22 protein-coding genes are annotated in these 20106 nt (G+C 43.4%); 12 read left to right on the top strand and 10 right to left on the bottom strand.

Annotated elements, in window-relative coordinates:
* Positions 1–4 precede the first annotated feature (4 nt).
* Positions 5–640, top strand: a complete 636-nt coding sequence (locus ACL934_RS10210) for an RDD family protein (protein WP_374073256.1) — start codon at positions 5–7, stop codon at positions 638–640.
* Here ACL934_RS10210 and ACL934_RS10205 read toward each other — a convergent pair.
* Positions 617–1576: an RNA methyltransferase gene (locus tag ACL934_RS10205; protein WP_413612174.1), complete on the bottom strand. Its 960-nt coding sequence runs from the start codon at positions 1574–1576 to the stop codon at positions 617–619. The genes ACL934_RS10210 and ACL934_RS10205 overlap by 24 nt on opposite strands.
* Positions 1577–1849: 273 nt before the next feature.
* Between ACL934_RS10205 and ACL934_RS10200 the strand changes: the two genes are divergently transcribed.
* Entirely contained in the window at positions 1850–2287 is a 438-nt protein-coding gene (locus tag ACL934_RS10200) for a hypothetical protein (protein WP_374073254.1), read from the top strand.
* Here ACL934_RS10200 and ACL934_RS10195 read toward each other — a convergent pair.
* A complete protein-coding gene (locus ACL934_RS10195) occupies positions 2281–2928 on the bottom strand; it encodes a hypothetical protein (protein WP_413612173.1) in 648 nt (215 codons plus the stop codon). The genes ACL934_RS10200 and ACL934_RS10195 overlap by 7 nt on opposite strands.
* A 62-nt stretch (positions 2929–2990) precedes the next feature.
* Here ACL934_RS10195 and ACL934_RS10190 point away from each other — a divergent pair, with 62 nt between their 5' ends.
* Positions 2991–5918 (top strand): M28 family peptidase, encoded by a 2928-nt coding sequence (locus ACL934_RS10190; protein WP_413612172.1) that lies wholly within the window; start codon positions 2991–2993, stop codon positions 5916–5918.
* On the opposite strand, the gene ACL934_RS10185 is transcribed toward ACL934_RS10190, so the two are convergent.
* Both ACL934_RS10185 and ACL934_RS10180 read right to left on the bottom strand, forming a co-directional pair.
* Complete coding sequence (locus ACL934_RS10185; protein WP_413612171.1) at positions 5919–6359, bottom strand: metalloproteinase domain-containing protein; 441 nt, start codon at positions 6357–6359, stop codon at positions 5919–5921.
* Positions 6360–6519: 160 nt separating this feature from the next.
* Complete coding sequence (locus ACL934_RS10180) at positions 6520–7221, bottom strand: hypothetical protein (protein WP_413612170.1); 702 nt, start codon at positions 7219–7221, stop codon at positions 6520–6522.
* A 154-nt stretch (positions 7222–7375) separates the two neighbouring features.
* On the opposite strand from ACL934_RS10180, the gene ACL934_RS10175 reads away from it, so the two are divergent.
* The 7 genes from ACL934_RS10175 to ACL934_RS10145 all read left to right on the top strand — a co-directional run bounded on the left by ACL934_RS10175 (position 7376) and on the right by ACL934_RS10145 (position 11895).
* A complete protein-coding gene (locus ACL934_RS10175; RefSeq protein ID WP_413612169.1) occupies positions 7376–7774 on the top strand; it encodes a hypothetical protein in 399 nt (132 codons plus the stop codon).
* A gap of 47 nt (positions 7775–7821) precedes the next feature.
* A complete protein-coding gene (locus ACL934_RS10170; protein WP_413612168.1) occupies positions 7822–8691 on the top strand; it encodes an alpha/beta fold hydrolase in 870 nt (289 codons plus the stop codon).
* A 1-nt stretch (position 8692) separates the two neighbouring features.
* Positions 8693–9004: a KH domain-containing protein gene (locus ACL934_RS10165; protein ID WP_374073248.1), complete on the top strand. Its 312-nt coding sequence runs from the start codon at positions 8693–8695 to the stop codon at positions 9002–9004.
* A 100-nt stretch (positions 9005–9104) separates the two neighbouring features.
* A complete protein-coding gene (locus ACL934_RS10160; RefSeq protein WP_413612167.1) occupies positions 9105–10046 on the top strand; it encodes a hypothetical protein in 942 nt (313 codons plus the stop codon).
* A gap of 108 nt (positions 10047–10154) precedes the next feature.
* Complete coding sequence (locus ACL934_RS10155) at positions 10155–10784, top strand: GNAT family N-acetyltransferase (protein ID WP_413612166.1); 630 nt, start codon at positions 10155–10157, stop codon at positions 10782–10784.
* A gap of 42 nt (positions 10785–10826) precedes the next feature.
* Positions 10827–11456: an FMN-binding negative transcriptional regulator gene (locus ACL934_RS10150; protein WP_413612165.1), complete on the top strand. Its 630-nt coding sequence runs from the start codon at positions 10827–10829 to the stop codon at positions 11454–11456.
* 145 nt (positions 11457–11601) lie between these two features.
* Positions 11602–11895 carry a hypothetical protein gene (locus ACL934_RS10145; RefSeq protein WP_374073244.1) on the top strand — a complete coding sequence of 98 codons (294 nt, stop codon included), beginning with the start codon at positions 11602–11604 and terminating at the stop codon, positions 11893–11895.
* A 34-nt stretch (positions 11896–11929) separates the two neighbouring features.
* On the opposite strand, the gene ACL934_RS10140 is transcribed toward ACL934_RS10145, so the two are convergent.
* Complete coding sequence (locus ACL934_RS10140; RefSeq protein WP_413612164.1) at positions 11930–12319, bottom strand: hypothetical protein; 390 nt, start codon at positions 12317–12319, stop codon at positions 11930–11932.
* A 160-nt stretch (positions 12320–12479) separates the two neighbouring features.
* Between ACL934_RS10140 and ACL934_RS10135 the strand changes: the two genes are divergently transcribed.
* A complete protein-coding gene (locus ACL934_RS10135) occupies positions 12480–12674 on the top strand; it encodes a hypothetical protein (RefSeq protein WP_413612163.1) in 195 nt (64 codons plus the stop codon).
* A 49-nt stretch (positions 12675–12723) separates the two neighbouring features.
* Positions 12724–13275 carry a hypothetical protein gene (locus ACL934_RS10130; protein ID WP_413612162.1) on the top strand — a complete coding sequence of 184 codons (552 nt, stop codon included), beginning with the start codon at positions 12724–12726 and terminating at the stop codon, positions 13273–13275.
* 179 nt (positions 13276–13454) lie between these two features.
* Here ACL934_RS10130 and ACL934_RS10125 read toward each other — a convergent pair whose 3' ends face one another.
* From ACL934_RS10125 to ACL934_RS10105, 5 genes are all read right to left on the bottom strand, one after another.
* Positions 13455–15110 carry a hypothetical protein gene (locus ACL934_RS10125; RefSeq protein WP_413612161.1) on the bottom strand — a complete coding sequence of 552 codons (1656 nt, stop codon included), beginning with the start codon at positions 15108–15110 and terminating at the stop codon, positions 13455–13457.
* Positions 15089–17434: a hypothetical protein gene (locus tag ACL934_RS10120; protein ID WP_374073237.1), complete on the bottom strand. Its 2346-nt coding sequence runs from the start codon at positions 17432–17434 to the stop codon at positions 15089–15091. Before ACL934_RS10120 ends, ACL934_RS10125 begins: the two co-directional genes overlap by 22 nt.
* A 166-nt stretch (positions 17435–17600) precedes the next feature.
* Complete coding sequence (locus ACL934_RS10115) at positions 17601–17981, bottom strand: hypothetical protein (RefSeq protein ID WP_374073236.1); 381 nt, start codon at positions 17979–17981, stop codon at positions 17601–17603.
* A gap of 3 nt (positions 17982–17984) precedes the next feature.
* A complete protein-coding gene (locus ACL934_RS10110; protein ID WP_374073235.1) occupies positions 17985–19139 on the bottom strand; it encodes a PQQ-binding-like beta-propeller repeat protein in 1155 nt (384 codons plus the stop codon).
* A gap of 12 nt (positions 19140–19151) precedes the next feature.
* Positions 19152–19958: a tol-pal system YbgF family protein gene (locus tag ACL934_RS10105; RefSeq protein ID WP_374073234.1), complete on the bottom strand. Its 807-nt coding sequence runs from the start codon at positions 19956–19958 to the stop codon at positions 19152–19154.
* Positions 19959–20106 lie beyond the last annotated feature (148 nt).

Here is a 20106-nt window from a genome sequence, read left to right as displayed (position 1 = left end):
AGAGATGTATATCGATAAGCACAAAGATAAAACCATCCCACAGCGGGCTCCTCAGAAACGAGAAGCCCCTGTGCCGTTAAGGGGGCCGACGATCCGTCGTCGTTCTCCGGGAACGCCTGCGCCGTCGAAGCTCAACAATCTTTTTAAAGATCGTAAGGGTCTGCAGTTTGAGCAGAACACGGGATTTCACAGCGGTCCTTCTGCGCGTCGTAAGGGGTACAAACTTGCATTGTGGTCGTGGCTGGCATCTTTTATCGATGCTTTGATTTTAATTTCTGCAAGTTGCGTTTTTATTTTGGCTTTTTCTCTTATTGTAAAAACATCTGTGGGCGCTTTGCTGGGCGGTTTGAAGCACAGTGAGCATCAGGCCCTTTTCTTTGCCGAAGTATTCTTTGTTTGTGGTTGGATTTATATGATCGCCATTCGCAGCTTTATGGGCTCTACCATCGGGGAATGGGCCTGTGATTTGCGTTTGGGGCAGCCTCATGAAAGACTGCAATCAGGTTATATTTTAAAAGTGGCTTTACGTAGCACCTTGATTCTTCTTACCGGTGTCATCACGTTGCCGATGCTGTCTCTGCTTCTAGGCAGAGACCTTCCGGGCATCTTTTCGGGCCTACGTCTTTTTTCTTTGAAGTAATCCTAAAACTTCGAAGTGCGCTGTCTGCGGAAACTGATCGACGATGTAAAATTCTTCGAGAGAGTATCCGCATTTCTGCAAGCGCTCTAAATCTTTCACCATGGATTCCGGGAAGCACGACATATAAATAAAAAACGGCGGACGTTGCCCCTCTGAGAGTTCTTCCAAAGGATTGAGGAAATTCATAAGACCTGAGCGGGGAGGATTGGCGAGAACTCCATCAAACTGGGAAAAATCTTTGGTCAGTTTCTTTTGAAAATCTCCCCGATGAATTTGAATTTTCTCTCGCAAAGATTGCAAACTGGGCGGAAGGTTTTCTAAAGTTTTTTGCAGTCCTTCTAAAGACAACTCGTCAATCTCACAAGCGGTTAAACTTTCAGCGGCCGCCAGAGCGGGTAACGTCAGGTTTCCGATACCAGAGCCGAATTCGATAATGCGTGATTGCGGAAAAGATCCAATCCATCCGTTGATCACATCACAAATGATTTTGTTTGCTTTAAGACTTGGTTGCGTAAAACTTGCGACCTGGCAGTAAAGATCCACAGGACGATCTTTCATCCATGTTTGAAACCACACGTGCAATTCTGGATCGCGCAATTTATATTCATTTCCGGTCCATACGGGAACTTTTCGTCTTTGCCCGATTTCAACAAATGCTTTTTCTTGAAGACTTTGTAAAATCGATTTTTCATCCAAAAGAGTTTTGATGTCGACATTGGCGAAATCAAGCCACACGCCTCTTTGGCCTTGAGGTCCCACGCGAAGACGAATGGAGCCCTTTGTAAATGGCCACTGAATCTTGCGAAACTCTGTCAGCCATTCTTGCAGCTCTGGTGATAACTGAGCGCACGTTTGAAGGTCGACAATCTCCCGTCGGCTTTTGTGATAAAGGCCCAAGCGCCCGTCCTCAAGGCTGAAATCCAAACGGTCCCGCAAGTGAGCGGCCCCCGCAGAGAGAGCTTTTAAAGGCTTTAAATAGGAAAGGTTTGACCCCCTAAATAGCTCTAATAACTGCGCTTTTTTGGCGTCGGTTTGGGCTCCATAAGGTAGATCCAGGGATTGACATCCTGAGCAATCGTCTTTGTAGGGACAAAGCACCTTGGTATCTCTGTCAAAGTTCTCTTTTTCTAGCAAATTTGGCATTGAGTGCTTGCCCCGACCTGTGCGCTGTTATATTTCTGGGGTCTATTTTACCAGGTCTTTGGGGGGATGATGAGAGTTTTATTTCTTTCATTCGTAATGATTTCTATGGGAGCGGCGTCTTTTGCTGCCAACAACAACCCTTGGATGAGAACATGCCGTATTGACCAAGGTCAGTTCTGGGTTCTTAAAGCGGGAAGCGAAGAGCTTTCAATGTGTTTCTTTGGCGATTCTGGTGTCGGAGCTGAGTCCTTCTTTCTTTTTAAAACCAATGAAGGTCCTACACAAGCCATCCAAGCTTATAAAAACAGAAATTCTTCATCAGCTCGTGGTGGCGTTTGTGGCGCTTTCGATGCGGAGCTAGTTCAAGGGAAAGACACTCAAGGGCAAACGTTTAATGTTTGCCGCTTTGAAGATGACTCTTTGATTGAAGAAACCACATTGTGGTTGGGACCTGGTTCGGGCGCGAGTGAATCTTTGGATCGCGCCCTTTCTAAGACTTACTGAGTTTTAGACTCTTCATTGGGACGCAAGGAATAGATACAAGAACTTGCGTCCTTGATCACGCCGTCTTCAGCATGAAGATCTCTTTGCGTAAAACCTAAAGTTACATGAGGATAGAAAGCTTCGGGATTAAAATCCTCTGCTTTACCGCCTTTTGAAGTGTAAAGCACCTGCACCGCTTTGCGAATTTGGAAAAGACGATCTGATTCCACGACAACGTAATAAGTGGAATTTTCTTTGCCATGGTCTTTCAAAGACCCTTTACCCACACACAAAAGTTTATACGGCGCTTTTTGTAAACCCATCTCTTCAGATAAGGCATTGATCTCTTTCATCGAGATCTTCTTTTGGATCTTCTTATATTCCGGAGGAGTGATCACCGTGATGTGAGCCTCCCCGCGATGTTGCAAGGACACGTGTTGAGTTTTCTCAACGTCGTTGCGGAGCTTTTCAAAAGCCGTGTAAGGCAGCTCCATGGCTAGATACGATTTATTTTCTTTTTTATGATCAACGGAGGCAATTCCACGGCCGGTCTTTTTAAGATCTTGTTCTGAATAGTTGAGTGGAGATAGTGCGTAAGGTGAAGTACTTGCACAAGCCGTCAGTGAAAGGGAAATGATAATCCAGTGAAACGTGCGCATCATATAGTTTCTTTTCCTTTGCGTTGGTTGACTTAGGAAAGCCCTCCTTTTAGGCTACACGCACTATGAAAAAAGTGAAAGTTCTTCTTACAGGTGCATGCGTTTTCTCTCTGACTGTCTCGTTAATTTCCTGTCAATTCAAGGAGGCTAAACCCTCCAAATCCCCCTCTGAGACTCCTGCTGCCAGTGGCAGCTTCTCGAATGAAAAGAACACTCTCTTAGGGGAAGCTCGCCAGTTGACCTTTGTAGGTCCAAAGTCGGGCGAGGGCTACTTCAGTCCCGATGGCAAGAAGATGATTTTCCAAAGTGAAAGAGCGCCGGGAAATCCTTTCTATCAAATGTACGTGATTGATCTGGTGAATGGTGAGACGACGCGAGTGTCTCCGGGCGCGGGTAAAACGACGTGCGGCTGGATTCACCCTTCTATGAAGAAGGTTCTTTATTCTTCCACGCATTTAGATCCGGAAACGAAAAAGAAAACCCAAGAAGAATACGACAATCGTAAGAAGGCTGTGAAAGCCCGTTACTCTTGGAGCTTTGATGACAACTACGATATTTTCAGCTCCGACCTTCAGGGTAAAAACATTCAGCGTCTGACGAAAGAAAAAGGTTACGATGCCGAAGGTTCTTATTCTCCTGACGGCCAGTGGATTGCCTTTGCCTCCAATCGCGCGGGTTATACTGAAAAACTTGAGGGCGAAGACAAGAAACTCTTCGAACAAGACTCTTCCTATATGATGGACATCTACATCATGAAGGCAGATGGAACTCAGGTGAAACGTCTAACGACATCCAAGGGTTATGATGGCGGTCCGTTCTTTAGCGCTGATGGTAAGAAAATCACCTGGCGTCGTTTTTCTCCAAACGGATCAACGGCTGAAATCTTTACGATGAACGTGGATGGCACGGATCAAAAACAGATCACGCAATTAAAATCCATGTCTTGGGCTCCGTTCTTTCATCCTTCTGGAGACTATGTGATCTTTGGGTCCAGTGTCTTGGGATATTCTAACTTTGAACTCTTTATCGTCGATACTGCGGGAACAAAAGCGCCCGTGCGTGTGACTTTTGATGATGGCTTTGATGGTCTTCCGGTATTCACTCCCGATGGTAACAGTCTTTCCTGGACTCATAGAAATGAAAAGGGTGAATCCCAAATCATGATGGCGAAGTGGGATGATATCTTAGCGAGAAAACTTCTAGGTCTTTCTGCGCAAGATCCAGCAGCCGGCTCTTTAGCTCCTGAAGTTAAAGTGGAAGATGTAAAAAAATGGGTTTACTACTTGGCTTCATCAGAGTTTCAGGGACGCGGTACGGGCTCAAGTGAAGAAAAGGTTTACACAGAAAAACTCGCGCAACTCTTGAAGTCTTGGGGGCTTGAAGGTGCGGGACCTCAAGGGTCCTTCTTTGAGACTTTCGAGTTTACTTCAAGTGTGAACTTGGGATCTCAGAACTTACTTGAAGTTGTGGGCTCTTATAAAAAGAAATACGAGGTTTCTAAAGACTTTGAACCGATTTCTTTTTCTAAGACGGGCGACTTCCGCGAGGCTCCGATTGTTTTTGTAGGATACGGAATCAAAGCTCCCGCTAGTGATAAAGAGACTGAATACAATTCCTACAAAGGTCTTGATGTCAAAGGCAAGTGGGTGCTCGTGCTGACAGATCTGCCAATGGATGTGTCACCTCAACGTCGTCATTACTTAAACCTATACTCTCGTCTGCAACATAAAGTCACAGTTGCGAAAAACGAAGGAGCTATTGGAATTCTCGTCGCAAATGGAGTGAATAGCGGTCTTCCGCAAAAGTTTGGTCAGATTAAATTTGAAGGTTCATTGTCTGAAAGCACATTGGCCGTGGTGAGACTTGCAACAGATGCAGCCGTCGATCTTTTGAAATATGCGGGTCAGGATTTAGCATCTTTGCAAAAGAAATTGGACAAGGGCGAAGTTTTAGAAGGCGTCGTGATCCCATCGGCTTACGTTAAAGCGAAAGTCGATTTGCAGTTTAAAAAATCTCAAGGCACCAACGTTTTGGCAAAGCTTGCAGTAAAAGGTGCGACGTCTTCTGTGATGATCGGTGCCCATGGGGATCATTTGGGTCATGGTCAATTCGGCAGCAGCCTTGCGCGCGGTCCAGAGATCGGTCGCTCTCACTATGGAGCTGACGACAATGCTTCAGGTGTTTCGGGCGTGATGGAGCTGGCTCACTACTACGCAGATCTAAAAAAGAACTCTCCCCACAAGTTGCAAAAGAATTTGTACTTTGCTGTGTGGTCTGGGGAGGAATTGGGAAATCTGGGATCTTCTCATTTCACCAAAGATATCAAGAAACATAATATCTCAGCTTACATCAACATGGACATGATCGGTCGTTTGAATGGTCGTGTGTTCGTGCAAGGTTTGGGTTCCGGAGATACGTGGTCGCAGATTGCTGAAGAGGTTGGAATTCGCACGGCGGTCCCTATGATCGTGCAAGAGGACCCTTATTTGCCGACAGACTCTTTGTCTTTCTATATGGCTGGCATCCCAACGGCCAACTTCTTTACGGGCTCTCACGCTGAATACCACACACCTCGCGATATTCCAGACCTTGTGAATTATGAGGGGGTTGTGAAGGTTCTTAAAGCCGTTCAAGGCTTTGCAGATCTTTTAAGTGATTCCAAAGTTTCAATGGTCAAGTATGTGAAGGTCGCAAGTGCGCAGAATAAACTCGAAGGCAGAACCTTCCGCGTTTATTTGGGCACAATTCCTGATTACTCCCAAGAAGGCGTAAAAGGGGTTCGTGTTACGGGAGCGTCTAAAGACAGTCCCGCGGAAGCCGCTGGCGTAAAAGAAAAAGACGTTATTATTGAGTTTGATGGCACTAAGATCGAAAACCTTTACGACTACGTTTACACACTTCAATCCGTAAAACCTAATAAGGAAACCGTGATGAAGGTGATGAGAGACGGAAAGGTCCTCGATCTTAAAATCACTCCGAAATTAAAAGAGTAATTAGTCACCACGAGACACAAGAGCGCCGCCGACGATATCTACGGCGTTCTTTTCAGCGTCAAGAAGGACTGTGAACTGAATGCCGGTCTCGCCCATAGGACGGTAGCTGATAAACAGAGTGCAATCTGCTGTTTTTTCTCCTGCTTGGATTTGGCATTTTGTATCCACGTTAGAAATAGCACTGTCTAAATTTTCGAGATCACGGCCGTCTTCAAGACGCTTTAAGATTTCTTCGTGGTATTCTTTTACTTTACCAAGAATATCCGTGAGTTTTTCATTATCGTGAACATCACCCGACATGCGCATAGAGCCCGCATTCTTATCTAAAAGAGTCAGGGCCTGCTCTTGCAGTTTTTGATCATTTAAAGAATCAAAGGCTGAAGCAAGAGCTTGAGTTGTAAAAACAAATGGCAATACCAAAGCAATAAGGGCTTTACGCACGAGAAACCTCCTAGAGATAAACGAGTTTATAACAAGGCGGGGAGTTGCAGGTTCCATACCTTGGTAAAAGCGTTTATAGGGCAAAGAAGGCGTTAGAAATTAGACAGAGTCCCCATTTTGTCACAGGGACTCCATAAAAATGGGTAATAATCTCGTAGGCTTAAGGCGTGAATTTAAGCTGTGGGCAGCGGTTTTTAAGGAAGGTCGCCAATGCTTTATCTGTATATCTTGGGTTTACGTCTCCTGTAGATGTCACCTTGAAGACCTCGCCATTACGAACTTTACAGGTCTTGCCGTTTTCATCTGTGAAAGTAGACAGAGCACTTTGATTTTCTGACGGAGCTTTCCCCATCGTAAAACCCACATCCAAGATAAGACCTTTGTAGTTGCTGATCTCAACACCACCGCGATTGGCTGGAGTTACAGTGGAGGCTACTTTTACGCTGCCATTCGAAATCGCAACGACCTCGGCATTTTCATAATCAAAATAGAAAACGCTGCCAGTGACAGAAGTAACTTCCAAACGGCGAGTCTCGGTGTTCCACTTGTATTGAGGAATCGTATGGCGACGAGGAAAAGTATAAAACTCTCGGGCTCCTGTTGAATCAGAAATAGAACCATCCCCGAAAGAATTAAAGACCAAGAAATTACCATCTGCTGAAAAAAGATAATCGCGATAAACCATACCCGAGGTTTTGTAGTTTCTTACAGAGACAAAACAATCGCCTCCGGAAGATGGTCGCATTTGGAGTTGAATGCTGCCACCTTTCTCAACACGATCCTGACAAACCGGATTTTGCTGAGCAAACGCAGACGAAATTCCAACAAACGAAAGAAGGACTGTGGCTTTTAGGACATTCATAAACACCTCGTCTTATAAGCAGACCCTACGGAAAATCCGCTGTCAGCCACGGAGGCACGGCATCATCAAAAATAATCAAATCTGGACTCGCTCATTTTTAACCATTCGTGGTTCTATAGTTGTCATCTTTGTGATGTAGCGAGGCTTTCAGATCATGTCCTCTTTTGTTGAAGAATTTAAGAAATACCAAAGACAAGAAAGACTTTTAACGGGCGCCATTGTTTTAGTGTCCGTCTTGGCTCCCGTGTCCTTTACGGCCTTGATGAATAACAAAATTCATTGGTCGATTTCATGTCTGGCAGCCGCTGCAATGTTATCTACGGCCATGTGGATTCACGTTGTGCGCAATCGCGTTTCAGAAAAACTTTTAAGCAAGTATGAAACCTTGGATGTGGGTTCTGTGCTGGCTAAGAAGCTGACGTCGAAAAATCCACGACGTTTTGTGATAACCAACAGAGGTTATAATCACTACTACTTAAAGTGCCTTAATACCGGCGAACAAGTGCTGGTGTCTAAACACAGAGTTCAAGAAGATTTCGATATTGCAAATTGATTTTTCAGAGGCCTCAAGGGACCCTTCTTTTTAAAGAGGGGGAGGTTATGAAGATCATATCTCTGATTCTGCTCCTTCTGTGCGTTTCGGTGTCCACAAGAGCATCTGAGCAAGATGAAATTTCGATAGAGCGGCAAAACTACACCTGTGGAGTTGAAAAAATCCAGGGTGTTAAGTTCAATTACTGTTATCGAAATCACGAAGCCACGAACAACAATGACATAATTTATTTCTTTCACGGGCTGAATGGCTCGGAAGACACTTGGTTTACGCAATGTCTGGGGACTTTGATGATTCAGAAGTGGTGGCAATTCAGAGGTTATAAACCAAGAATCGTGGGTGTTTCCTTCGGTCCGTCGTGGTTGCTCGTGAATAACAAACGCTTTCCGATTCTGCCCTTCTTTGCAAAAGGCATCATTCCATTCTTAGAAAAGAAAATGGGGGGACTCAACGGAGGACGGCGACACATCATCGGGCAATCCATGGGTGGATTTAATGGGGCGCAAATAGCCTTGCAATATCCCACAATGTTTTCGCGCGTTGCTTTGCTTTGTCCCGCCATCACCACAGTGGGACCTTACTCCAGTGATCAAGAAATCAATAACTACATCTATCGCACGCACGCTTCACCTCGACTTGTCAGAAAGATGATGAACATATCTCGTTCCGTTTTTCTGAATCAGAAGGATTGGGAAAATCACGATCCTCTTCGTTTACTGAAAAAATTTAACGGCTCTAAAAAACCGAAGTTCTATGTGTCTGTGGGACTTTGGGATGGATACGGATTTCAAGAAGGAGCGGCGGAGTTTTCAGACCTTGCTCATTCCCGCAACTTTTTCTCCAGTTGGGTGCCGGTTCCAGGTCCCCACTGTAATTTTAATCGCCGAGCGACAGCCAATTTCATCATGGGAGAATAATATGAACGATATTGAAGCCTATAAGTATGAAGAACGTAAAGAGAAAGGCACTGATATAGATCAGGAGGCTTACCGTGAAGAGATTCGTCTTTTAGTCGAGCACATTGTGCGTCTGCTCGTTGATCAACCCGAAACAGTCACAGTAAGCACCTATGTGGGACCGAAGACGACGGTTTATAGAGTGAACTGTGCAAAGGAAAACCTCGGTCAAGTGATTGGAACCCAGGGAAAAACCATCATGGGTCTTAGAGCTGTTGTGCATGCCATGACAGCCCGCACCGGCATCAGATCCATTGTAGAGATTCCTGTGTGAGAAACATGACTCAGAGGATAAATTTTCCGTAACTTGAATTATTTTAAATGACAATGCTAGCGTGAGCTTCTCGAATGATGAAACCTAAATGGAGGAGCTCATGAAACTTTTAATTTCTTCTCTGGTCGTTCTTTCCGCAACCTTGTCCGCGTGCACAGATGACAGTGACAGTAAAAAAGACGGCGGCGGTGGTTATGCCTTTTCGCAAGACTATCAACCGAACTACAAACCTCAAAATGCAGCTCCGGCGCAGTATCTAAAAGATGTTCTTGTCTCCATCAAAGATACGAATCTTTATGTCCCTGACGACGCGGCCTTCTTTGATGCGATCATTGATGGATCTGATGTGCGTCCTATTTGGGATGGTAGTCAGGAACGCCAAGAGGCTTTGCAAAAATTAAATGGCGAAGGTCTTCGCTTCCTCAATGATATCAGAACAACCTGCGCGATCAACAATGCTAAAAAAACCGAGAGTGGCGAGGTTCGTCAAGGGGCTACAAAAAGCCAGACTCTAACAATGTCGACGTCAGGTATGGGTTGTCCATTTGTTATTAGTAAAAATGATTTGAGTGAAGTTACTTATGATACAATTGAAGTCAATCAAGCCGCACAGACTGCCCATGTGGTGATGAGACTTTCTGGAGTGAATTCAGAAGCTCGCGAAATTCGCAATCAACGTGTTGTAGATTTGTCCGGAACTCGCTCTATGGCCGTGAGCCTTCGTTTGTCTGGGAAGGCTGATGTCACGCAAACAGCTTCTCAGCAAACCATGAAAATGCACATCCAAGGTAACGGAACTATTTCTGTTGGTTTGGCGAATGGCGACACCATTCGCGGCCCACTCTCTATGGAAGTTGTTGGGACAGAGCAGGTGACTGAATCCCGAATTCTCTTTGATGGTCAATCCAATCAAGGAGCGATCCGCATTGTCTTTATCGTAAGATCCAATCAACCTCCGGAAATCTACCTGAATGGCGAAAAAGTAGATGCAGCAGAATGGGGCGGCATTGGGAAAATGAACTTAGGAGTTCGCGGAATCTAATGGGTAATTCCCATTTCATTTTCATTTAGACTTCATTTCCTTTTCACTTAGAGGGCTTTTTGGGGGCTGCCTTGTCTTGCCCGCAAAGGCCTTCTAAAAATACCTGGTATGCGAAGTGAGTTTGAAGTCTATAACGACAAAAACAACGCCTATTATTCCTTTCGCCCTCTCTCTTTTGAAAAGGACTTCGACATCTACTCTAAGTGGATGAATCAGCCCTATATTGCCCAATGGTGGAATCTTAATAAATCCCGTGATGAACAGGCTAAAAAGCTGATTTCTGAGCTTGAAGACTCTCATCAGGATCTTTACATCGGTTTTATTGATGGGAAACCCGTGAGCTACTGGGAAAGATACTGGCTTAAGGATGATGTTCTTAGTCAGCATATTAAAACAGAGCCCTATGACCAAGGTTTGCATTTTCTCATCGGGGAGACGGACTATTTAGGTCGTATTCATACATCAGCTTCCATTGGTGCATTCACGAAGATGGTTTTTGAAGACTCCAGAACACAAAACCTGATTGGCGAGCCCGATGTTCGTAACGTCAAAGTGCTTCGCTACGCCCAGGAAAACTGCTTTGAAAAACGCGAAGTGGTCGAGCTTCCAGAAAGAACTTCGGCGATCATGGTCTGCTCTCGCGAAAGATTCTTTGAAAAGTTCTCTAGACAAAGTGGCCGTCTTTATAAAGCCAATGCACGGGGCTTTAACTCACAAGCTGCTGTGGTCCAACCTTAATAAATTCTTCTCTTTTGTTCTGATCTATATAAAATCGCTGTCATGTACATTCCTAAATATTCCGAAGTTCATGATTTGAAACTTATTAAATCTTTTATCGAAGAGTACAGTTTTGCGACTTTATTAAGTCAGACCTCTGAGGGTATATCCGCCAACCACTATCCTTTTTTGATTGATCAAGAAGGGGAGGATTTGGTCCTCTGGACTCACCTGGCTCTGGGCAATCCTCAATGGAAAAATCTCTCTCAGAGTATGAAGGCCTTGGTTATTTTCACGGGTCCTCATTCTTATATTTCGCCGGTTTACTACAAAGACCCTTTGAATGTTCCTACCTGGAGTTATACAGCGGTTCACGCAACTTGCGCCTGTGAGGTCGTGAAGGATTCCCAAGTCACAAAAGACCTTATGAAGCGCCTGGTGAGTCATTACGAGAGAAAAAATGGAACAAACTGGAACTATGAATTGCCGGAAGACTTTCACGAGCAGCTTCTCAAAGCCATTGTTTGGTTAAAGCTCCGCGTGACTTCCGTCGAGGCGAAATTCAAGCTCAGTCAAAACCGCGATAAAGAAGACTATCTTGGCGTCATTGAAGAGTTCTCAAAAAGAACTTCCGAAAACGACAAGGATCTTTTACGTTACATGAAGCTCACAATGCCCGAGAAAATGAAATAGAAACGTTCACTGCTTGTGAACAAAGCGCCGTTGTTCAGCTTCGCTATGAAAAAAATATTTGAAGCTCAGCAAGGAAAAGAAATACGTCCTGTTTTTTGATATAAGTTTTGCGATTTCTCAAGAAACTTAATTAAGGAGTATTTTTATGAAAATGTTGATCACGTCTTTGGTGGTATTGGCGTCCCTTCAAGCGACGGCAGCTCCATCAAAATATTGCAAGGCGAGTAAAAAAACGACTCAGAAAATCGAGTCCGTGCGTTTTGTAGAATTGCCTTTTCAAATCGTACAAAACCAGATCGTTTCGGCTTTAATTTCTGATAAATGTATCAGAGCTCGCTTGTCCGACGAAGAAGTTCTCACTTTATCAGGGATGCTTCTTTCTTACGAATACAACGAAGACACAGCCAAACAAATTATCGGCGAATTCTTAGCGCAATAAATGAAACATAAAAAAGGGGAGTTCAAACTCCCTTTTATTCAATATTTATCGCAGTTCGAGGATTTTCTTTGGTTACGTTTGGCAGTTTTGTTTTTACTCTTAAAACAACATCGCATCTGTCATAGTCTAATGATGTCACACCCAGGTGAACGATATAATAAATGGGTCTAAGATCCCCATTGCTTTCTCTCATTAAAACTTTATATTCAAAAACTTCCTTGAGCCCCTCCAGCATATAGTTTCCCTTGTCCACGAACTCAGCTTCCATGTGAAAGGTTTGATAGTCATGAAGAGCTTTTCTTGTGGCCTCGACGATTTCAACAGCCTGTTTTCCGCAGGCTTCTTCAAGAACAAGTGTGGATCGGGCATGCGCAGATAAAGAAATAGACAAGACACACAGTAATGTGGCCGCGATATAATTCATAATTCCTCCAGGGAAATGAATTAGAATAAAAAGCTGGAAGCTCTGTCAATGCGGCGGCAATGAAGATTGAAGTTAAACATTGAATTTACTTTCCTTGTTTCAGGCGACAATTAGAGATTAAATAAGTAGCAAGGATGGACCGGAAAAAAAGGAGGTTTCAATGGATGAAAGCGATTTTGAAGGAACACTTGTTTTGGAGCAATTAGCTGCCATCGACAGGGTTGATGATTTCTTTGAAGCTATTGATTCCGACGATTTCGAACGGGCCGTTTCTTTAATGAAAAAGGCCCGAATTGATGCGGAAACAATCTCTATCGTTATCAAGAAAATGAAAAACAGCGATCATAAACATTGAGTTCAAAAGGGGAGAGGGGATAGCTGTCACTATCCCCTTTTTTTGCATTATGAAAAAATTTACTGCAGGAATCATTGTCGGAATTCTTATTGGCTTTGGTCTATCGTCACTGAATAAAAATTCAGAGAACGATCAGAACATAGTTTCGTCGCAAGCTGAGAATTTTGAAATGAAAAACTCCAAAGCACAGATAAAAACCCAGGAAATAAATCAAAATCCGTTCGAAAATAAAATGGAACTTCTTGACGAGAAAAAAGCTGATATCTCTATCGAAATCTCTAAGGAAAAAGCCATTAAAGACACTCCTGAAACGAATAAAAACGAGATATCCCAGACCCATTTGTTAAATCTAGATATTTCTGAAGAGCAAATCGTTGAAATGGAGCAACATCTAGGTGATTTGCAAAAAGACGTTTCGTTATTCAGAGATAATAAAGGCTGGATCGTTCGGTTTCATACACAGAATAATCTGTTATCTAAAACGGGTCTTAAAGATAACGATTTGATTCGTTTTGGACAGATTGAAAGACTTAAAGAAGATCCAAATAACACAGAATTGATATCGAGATTAGAAGCCATCATAATGAGCCTTCAACGGTAAAAACAAGTCCACGGGCAGACCTACATAGCTTTCTGATAAGTTATATTATGTAACGTATAATATATGTCTTTTCTGGATATATTCGATTTGAGGTCTTTTTATAGGCTTTTTTCGAGGTTTCCGGGGGCAATTCGAGGCTCCAAATTTAATCATCCTGGAGCCTCTTTTATTCCCATTAATTAGAACACTTTTGAGCAACTCATCGCTTTTAAATTCACTTCCGTCATTTGTTTTAGGAACTCATGACCTTCGCGATTGTATCTTTCTCTAAGACCTTCATTATTAGCATCTGCCGCCGTGGCCCAGTTCGTGAAATCAATCCCGGTTTTATCAGAGATTTCTTTTACGAAATTAGCAAATGAATACTCATTAGTGAAAGATCCTTCTTTGTATTTAACAACTTCATCTGGGAATACAATCAATGGCGCTAAAAGTTCGATTTCATTGCTGTACATAGATGGCACGTTTGGAATCATTCGACGTGAATCCATTTTAACTACCAAAAGACCACCATATGGAACCGAAACGTTTTCTCCTTTAACTTGTTTTGTTACGTTTTGACCCATAAATCTGTGAGCCACGCTTGGATCGTACGTAAATGAGATAAAGCTCGAAGCCACAGGATTTCTCGCATGAGCTGTCATTTGGTCTGTGATCTTCGTAGATCTGATATTTTCACCATGAACTTTAAAGCCAATATCTCCATTCTTTTCGCGGTTTGTAGAAAGAGATCTTAAACGACGCGTGTAACTTCCTTGGTTTTTAGTCAGAACTGTTGACATAAAACCATAAACTTCGCCGTTAGCTGTTTGTTTGCGTTGAATTTTATCCGTATCGTATTTCAAACCACGGAATGCCACAGTGGTTTTTGAAGCATCTGGATGTTCAATAGCTTCAAGCCAGATTTTCCACGTGTTTGCCTCCACCGGCTCCATCACAGACCAAGGTAGATAGGCTTCGAGCATTTGACGAACACCTTTACGGTCGTTCTTTAAGATCAAATCATCAAGCTTGTCTTGCATAGCTTCCATTTTATCAAGGGCACCCGTCTCGGATTTCCATTTATCCAAGGCTTTTTGCTGTTTGCGAGCGTGTTGAGCCGCAGCTTCATCCAATGCGGGAGCTTGAGCTTTCAATTCTTCACGGATGTCATAAATCACATTGGAGCTAAGACCCATTTCTTGAAGAACATTTGTCTTTAAAGAAACATTCTCCAAAAGCTCCGCCTGCAAAGTATTCCAGCGAGCTTTCGCCGTAGGACTGCCTTCACGAACGTTGGTAATAAGCTCGGCAATGGCATGTGGAGATTCCACCTCAGCACGAAGTTTGTCGTTTATCGTACCTTCAAAGATGCTGGAGCCTGACCAGTATTGCGAAGTTGAAGTCAGCATTCTGACAAGAGCCAAATCTTTCACAAGAAGTTTTGGATTTTGCACAGCAGTTTCATCATAAGCAAGACGGAAATTCAGACCTTTTTCTGTATATTCCGGAATAATTTCCGTGTGAGTTTCCGTTGATACGGAATTCACTTTTTCAGCCACGGCCTTTGAGTTCTTGCGAAGATCGCTGCCGTAACCGGCTTGAGTTTCAGTGACAACTTTTTCAATAAAATGCTTTTCTACAGAGAAATTCTCTGTTTTGACTGTGGCCTGCGCGCCCGTCACTCCGCTTTTTAAGGGCTGAGTTTGCGTTTGCGCCGATTTATTTAAAATCGCTGAGGCCGCGGAAATGATCTTATCAAAAAGACCCGCATGAGCCGGAGCCGCTTGCATTGTTACCGCTAAAACAACCGCCAAACAAGGAAGAGTTCTTTTTACAAAAGGACGGTTTCGCATCTCATACCTCCCGCAGATTCAGGAATTTCGCGGAAACGAACTCCGCCATTTTTATCAATTTCTTTTGTTAAACCTAATTTTTTAAGAACTTTGTTTTCATAGTGATTCGCAAGAACTCGTTTTGAGCGTGAGTTAAAGAACACCGCTTGGCGCGTTTTCTCGGCATCATAAGTCACCATTTCAATTTGCAATTCTTTACCCATAACGGATTGGATCTTAGAAAGTTCTGCGGCGTAGACTTTATTCGCATCAGCCGCAGACATATTGCCAACCATGACTTGAAGCTTTAGAGCCTTCTTAGGATTCCAAGTTCCATTCAAAAGTTCTTCGCCACCAACAATCGCGAAGCTCACGCCGGAAATTTTCTTAGAGATCAATTCCAAAGCGCCGGAGTATTTTTCAAGTTTGTCCATCAAGATCTGACGATCAAAAGAAGGTTCAGACTTGATAAGAGCTTCCAATTCGGCATCCGTTTTCAAACCTTGACGAAGAGCCAATTGAGTTAATTGCAGTTTTGAAGTGATATCGCGAGATGCTCTTAATGAATCAATTTTATGATACATTGCTTTAACAGCACCTTCTGCAGAAATCATTTCAACATTTGAAACCGGAGCTTTGATTCCGTTGTTCACAAAAAGGCTCTCTAAAAGCTTTAATTGACCGTTCTTACGTTTGCCAGAGTCAGCGGCAGCCACCGCCAAGGTCTCATGCTCAGAACCAACAACGTCTGAAACAAGCAGATATGGCTGGAAGCTGACTTTAGGACCCAGGTTTTCTTTCAAATAACCAGTTTCAAGTTCAACAACGTCGATTTTGCCGCTCCACTTATCAAACCACTTTTGAGTTTCATCAAATGGTGATGTCACCTGACCCAAAGTTTGTCCTGATTTTACGAAATCAGTTCCGTAAGTGTGTTTTTCTAACTCCAAAAGTTTTCCGTCTTGAGTGTAAGTCTTAGAAGGAGCCACAACGTCCCCGACTTTAAGACCTTTACCAATGATTCCACCTGCTGTACCGATATAAACCACTTTGTCATGGCCTGAGTTTTTAATCGCACGAGCCACAGGGACAACTTCATCTCCCCACATATTAGAGATCAATCTCCAGCGCACGATACGGCCGTCTTTGGTTTCCAAAAGAACGTCTGAAATATCATGGCTTGGCTGTTCTGAATTTGCGATTTCATAGTTAGAAACCATGGGATTTGCGATTTTTTCAAACTCTGTTTTTACAACAGGAGCTTTTGTCGTTACTGAAAAATAAGTTCCTGTTTCAGCCACACGTTGAGAAAGCTTTTGGATCTGTGATTTTTCAGGACCGACAGATTCTTTGATGTCAGGTTGAACTTGCGCCATCATTCCGGCCATAGCGATCACATTGCCAATCGCTGATTTTTGACCAATAACAACCATGTCGGCTTTTGGAAGTGTTTTAAAGAGTTCCAGAAGACGTTGTTCTTGCTGTCTGTGAACGGCATTGGCATTTCCGTACACTTTCACGAACTCACTTTTTAAAGCGACTTTGTCTTCAAACTTTAAAATACGCAATTGAGCAATCAAGTGTTTCACGCGATCATCGCCAGAAATACGCGTAAATGCGTAGGAATATTCTTTTGAACGAGCGTCGTAAACCAAGTAGATCTTGTTGTAGTTCGCAGAACGAGTTTTGACTTCAGCAACAACCTCACGGTCTTCCTGAGAAATTCTTTGACGGAAGTCGCGCTCAGTTCCCATGTGGAATTCGATAGATTTATGAGTTAAAGCGGCATCCCAGAACAACGCACGAGTCGTTTTTTCAGAGATATATCTTTCAGCATCCAAAAGGATTCGTTTACCATCCACATTCGGGATAGAACGTTTGTTGAATGTCACAGGTTCGTTATTCAAAGAAGAAACCGAAGCCTCACGCTTCAAAGTGATAGGATCTGCCTTAAAGCCTTCCATTAATTTTTTACGGAAGAAGTTATAATTCCACTCAATATCTTTTAAAGTGAGATGCTTAAATTCTGGAAATTTCTTATGTAACATTCTTAGGATCAATTCATTCCATTTATCTGGATTGTTGAGATCTTGAGAGCTGTATCTTTCTTTTGCGTAGTCTTCAGGCTCGATACGGCGAATAGCTTCCGCCGCAAGTTTTTGATCATGATCCATCAAATAATCAGCAAGACCGTCAGAGTAAAAATCCAAACGATCGACCGCCAATAAATAGTCCAACTGAGTGAGCTGAGCCCGATGCTCCGCTGTCATCTCAGCATAAACAGGGGAAGCTCCCCCGCCCGTGGCGATCAAGAAAGCAAGTATAAGAGAATAGATCTTACGCATAGAAAACACCTCAAAGGACATCTATGCAAACTCTGTGTACTTGCTTAAGTACCTAAAATTTTTCGTTAATCTCACTATGAGAAGGGGGTGAAATTCAAGATTTGTCACCCGCCTGTAAAGAGGGGAGACGTATCACTTTGAGACGTCGACTCCCCGTCTGGATTCTTTATTCAACAGTCCATTCTTTGAAGCCCAATTTCAAAGCGGTTTCGAGATCTTTGCGATCAATTTCATAGACATTGCTGTTGCCAGTAGGACTTCCGCACAGTTGAATGCGCATCATTCCGTCATTCTTATTTGAAGCGGAATGAACCTGAATGCCCTTCAGCTGTTTTTGCATTTCTGCGACAGGAATCGCCTTACCCTGGCCACATTGCAGGGAGCCATCTGGTTTATGAACTTTCACACGATCCGTTGCTGCTGATTTAGTCACAGGAACCTCACTTGTTACGGCCGATTTTTCCGCCCCTTTTTGTGTTCTGCAATTGCCATGAGTGCACGCACCCAAAACAAACAAAAGAGGTAAAGTCATAAGCAGCTTTTTCATCTCTTACTCCTTAAAATAAGGTGTTTTAATCCAACCCGCATCAATTGCAAAAAGGTTGGCTTCGCCTGAAATGAAATAAACGCGACCGTTTTTCTCATCAACTTGTGGAGTTGAAAGAATGCCTCGACCAGGCTCCATCGCGCCAAGTTCAGCTCCCGAGTTTGGATCTAGGAATCTTAGCTTTCCTTGAGACTCTCCAAACACCAGGGAACCTTTGTAGGTTTTCACCTGAGTAGCAATACCCTCTTTAAGTTTATAGCTCCATACTTTGTCGCCATTGGCTTTTTTAAGAGCCCAGACTTCACCGTTGGTTGTAGGATAAAAGATTTTATCGCCAGCCATTGTGACAGCGCTATAGCCGCCGCCATCAATACGCCATTGAACTTCGCCTTTATCTAAAGACACGCTGTAAAGCTTATCATCGTAACCAGCAATGTAGATTTGATTGCCATCAATCACAGGAGTGGCATCAATATCACGGAAGCGTTTGTTGCGATTTAACTGAAGCTCCCAAAGAACCGCCCCTGTTTTTGCATTGAGCGCGACCAAAGAACCATCGGAAAAACCAACGTAAAGATTTCCATCTTTAAGCGCGGCTTGACTGCCACCACGAATTGAAAATTGAGATGTGTCTTGACGCGAGTACAACCAAACTTGGCGTCCTGTCGCTGCGTCCAGAGCATAAAACACGTTGTTGCCGGCAAGGAAATAAACGATGCCTTCTTCTAACAAAGGAGTTGATAGATTTTCTGCCTTTGTTGGAAAGCTCCATTGAATCTGACCTGTGCTGGATTCGATAGAATAAAAGTTACCGTCACTGGCGCCGACAAAAAGACGGTCACGAATCGAAGCAGCACTTGGTTCCACGCCATTTGAGATCGGCAAACGCCATTTCTCACGACCCGTTTCTTTTTCGTAAGCGACGATGCCATCAAGACCATTGCCTTGAATGACCAAATCACCCACCAAAAGAGGTGTCATACGATTGATTTTACGAAAGCCCAGATTGTCTTTAACGGTTGTCTGACGAACCCACGCGGTCTTAACTTCGTATTCTCTTTTACTGTTGTTCTTAGAACTCCATTGCTCCAGAGTGCGATCCACCGTCGTACATCCAACCAATGTCAGAAAAAGAGATCCGAGAAGAACTAACTTCATGAAGTCCCCTGATTAAAGATTCTTTTTTGCTTTTAACAAACGCAAATACTTTTGCGCTTCACGAGAAGCGGCGAAGTCTGTCGTGCTTTGATCGTCTTTTTTGCCGATCTCAGTGTAGATCTCTTCCGCTTTCGCCAAATCGTTCATTGATTCAAAGCAAAGACCCATACGAAGTTTTGCTTCGTCATGAGCAAACGCCAAAGCCTTATTGCCCGTCAAAGTTTGCCATTTTTCAACAGCCCCTTTGCAGTCGTTTTTATCAGCTAGAACGTTACCCATTTGCATCAACACAAGACCTGTAAGAACGTCTTTCTTATCCAGACCTTTTTCTACCTTTGCCAATGTCGCCGCAGCTTCTTCCGTTTTTTTGTAGCTCATGTAGATTTCGCTCAAATTCAAAGCTGCCATTTGAGCTGCCTTTGTATTTGGAGCTTCGCTGATGAACGCTTCAAAACCAGCAACTTCAGTTCCGTAGTCTTTTTGCATGTCGCCGGAAGCTTTTTTAGAAGGGTCAAACGCAGGAACGCTTTTTTTGTCTTTAGCTTGAGCAGCCATCAACTCGTTACGAGCAGCCTCTTCAAAGCCACGTTTTTTCTCGCTGTAAGCTTTTTCGATAAGGAAGTATTTCTCTTGCTGAGAAACTTCTTTTTTCTCAGTCATGTAGTTCATAAGAGACATACCAACACCGATCACAACAAAGACAGCAACCGCTGCGATCACCATTTTTGAATGGCCTGTGGTCCAAACAAAACCTTTTCTCAGGGTTTGTGTCACTTGATCCGGAGATTTTAACTCTTCTTTAGTAAACTTAGTGCTCAAGATATTCCTCGCTGTTAATAAATACTTACACGAAGAAAGATTGTTCTTTGGTCGAGGTGGGATGTCAATTCAGCTGTAACAATGATGCGAGGTGCCTCCATCCTGTGAAGGCTATTTCCTGACCACAATGGTCAGGAAAGGAAAGTAA

The organism is Bdellovibrio sp. HCB-110 (assembly GCF_047323225.1).
Taxonomy (GTDB): Bacteria; Bdellovibrionota; Bdellovibrionia; order Bdellovibrionales; family Bdellovibrionaceae; genus Bdellovibrio.
The sequence above is the reverse complement of the archived record's forward strand: the minus strand, read 5'-3'. Positions and strand labels throughout refer to the sequence as shown.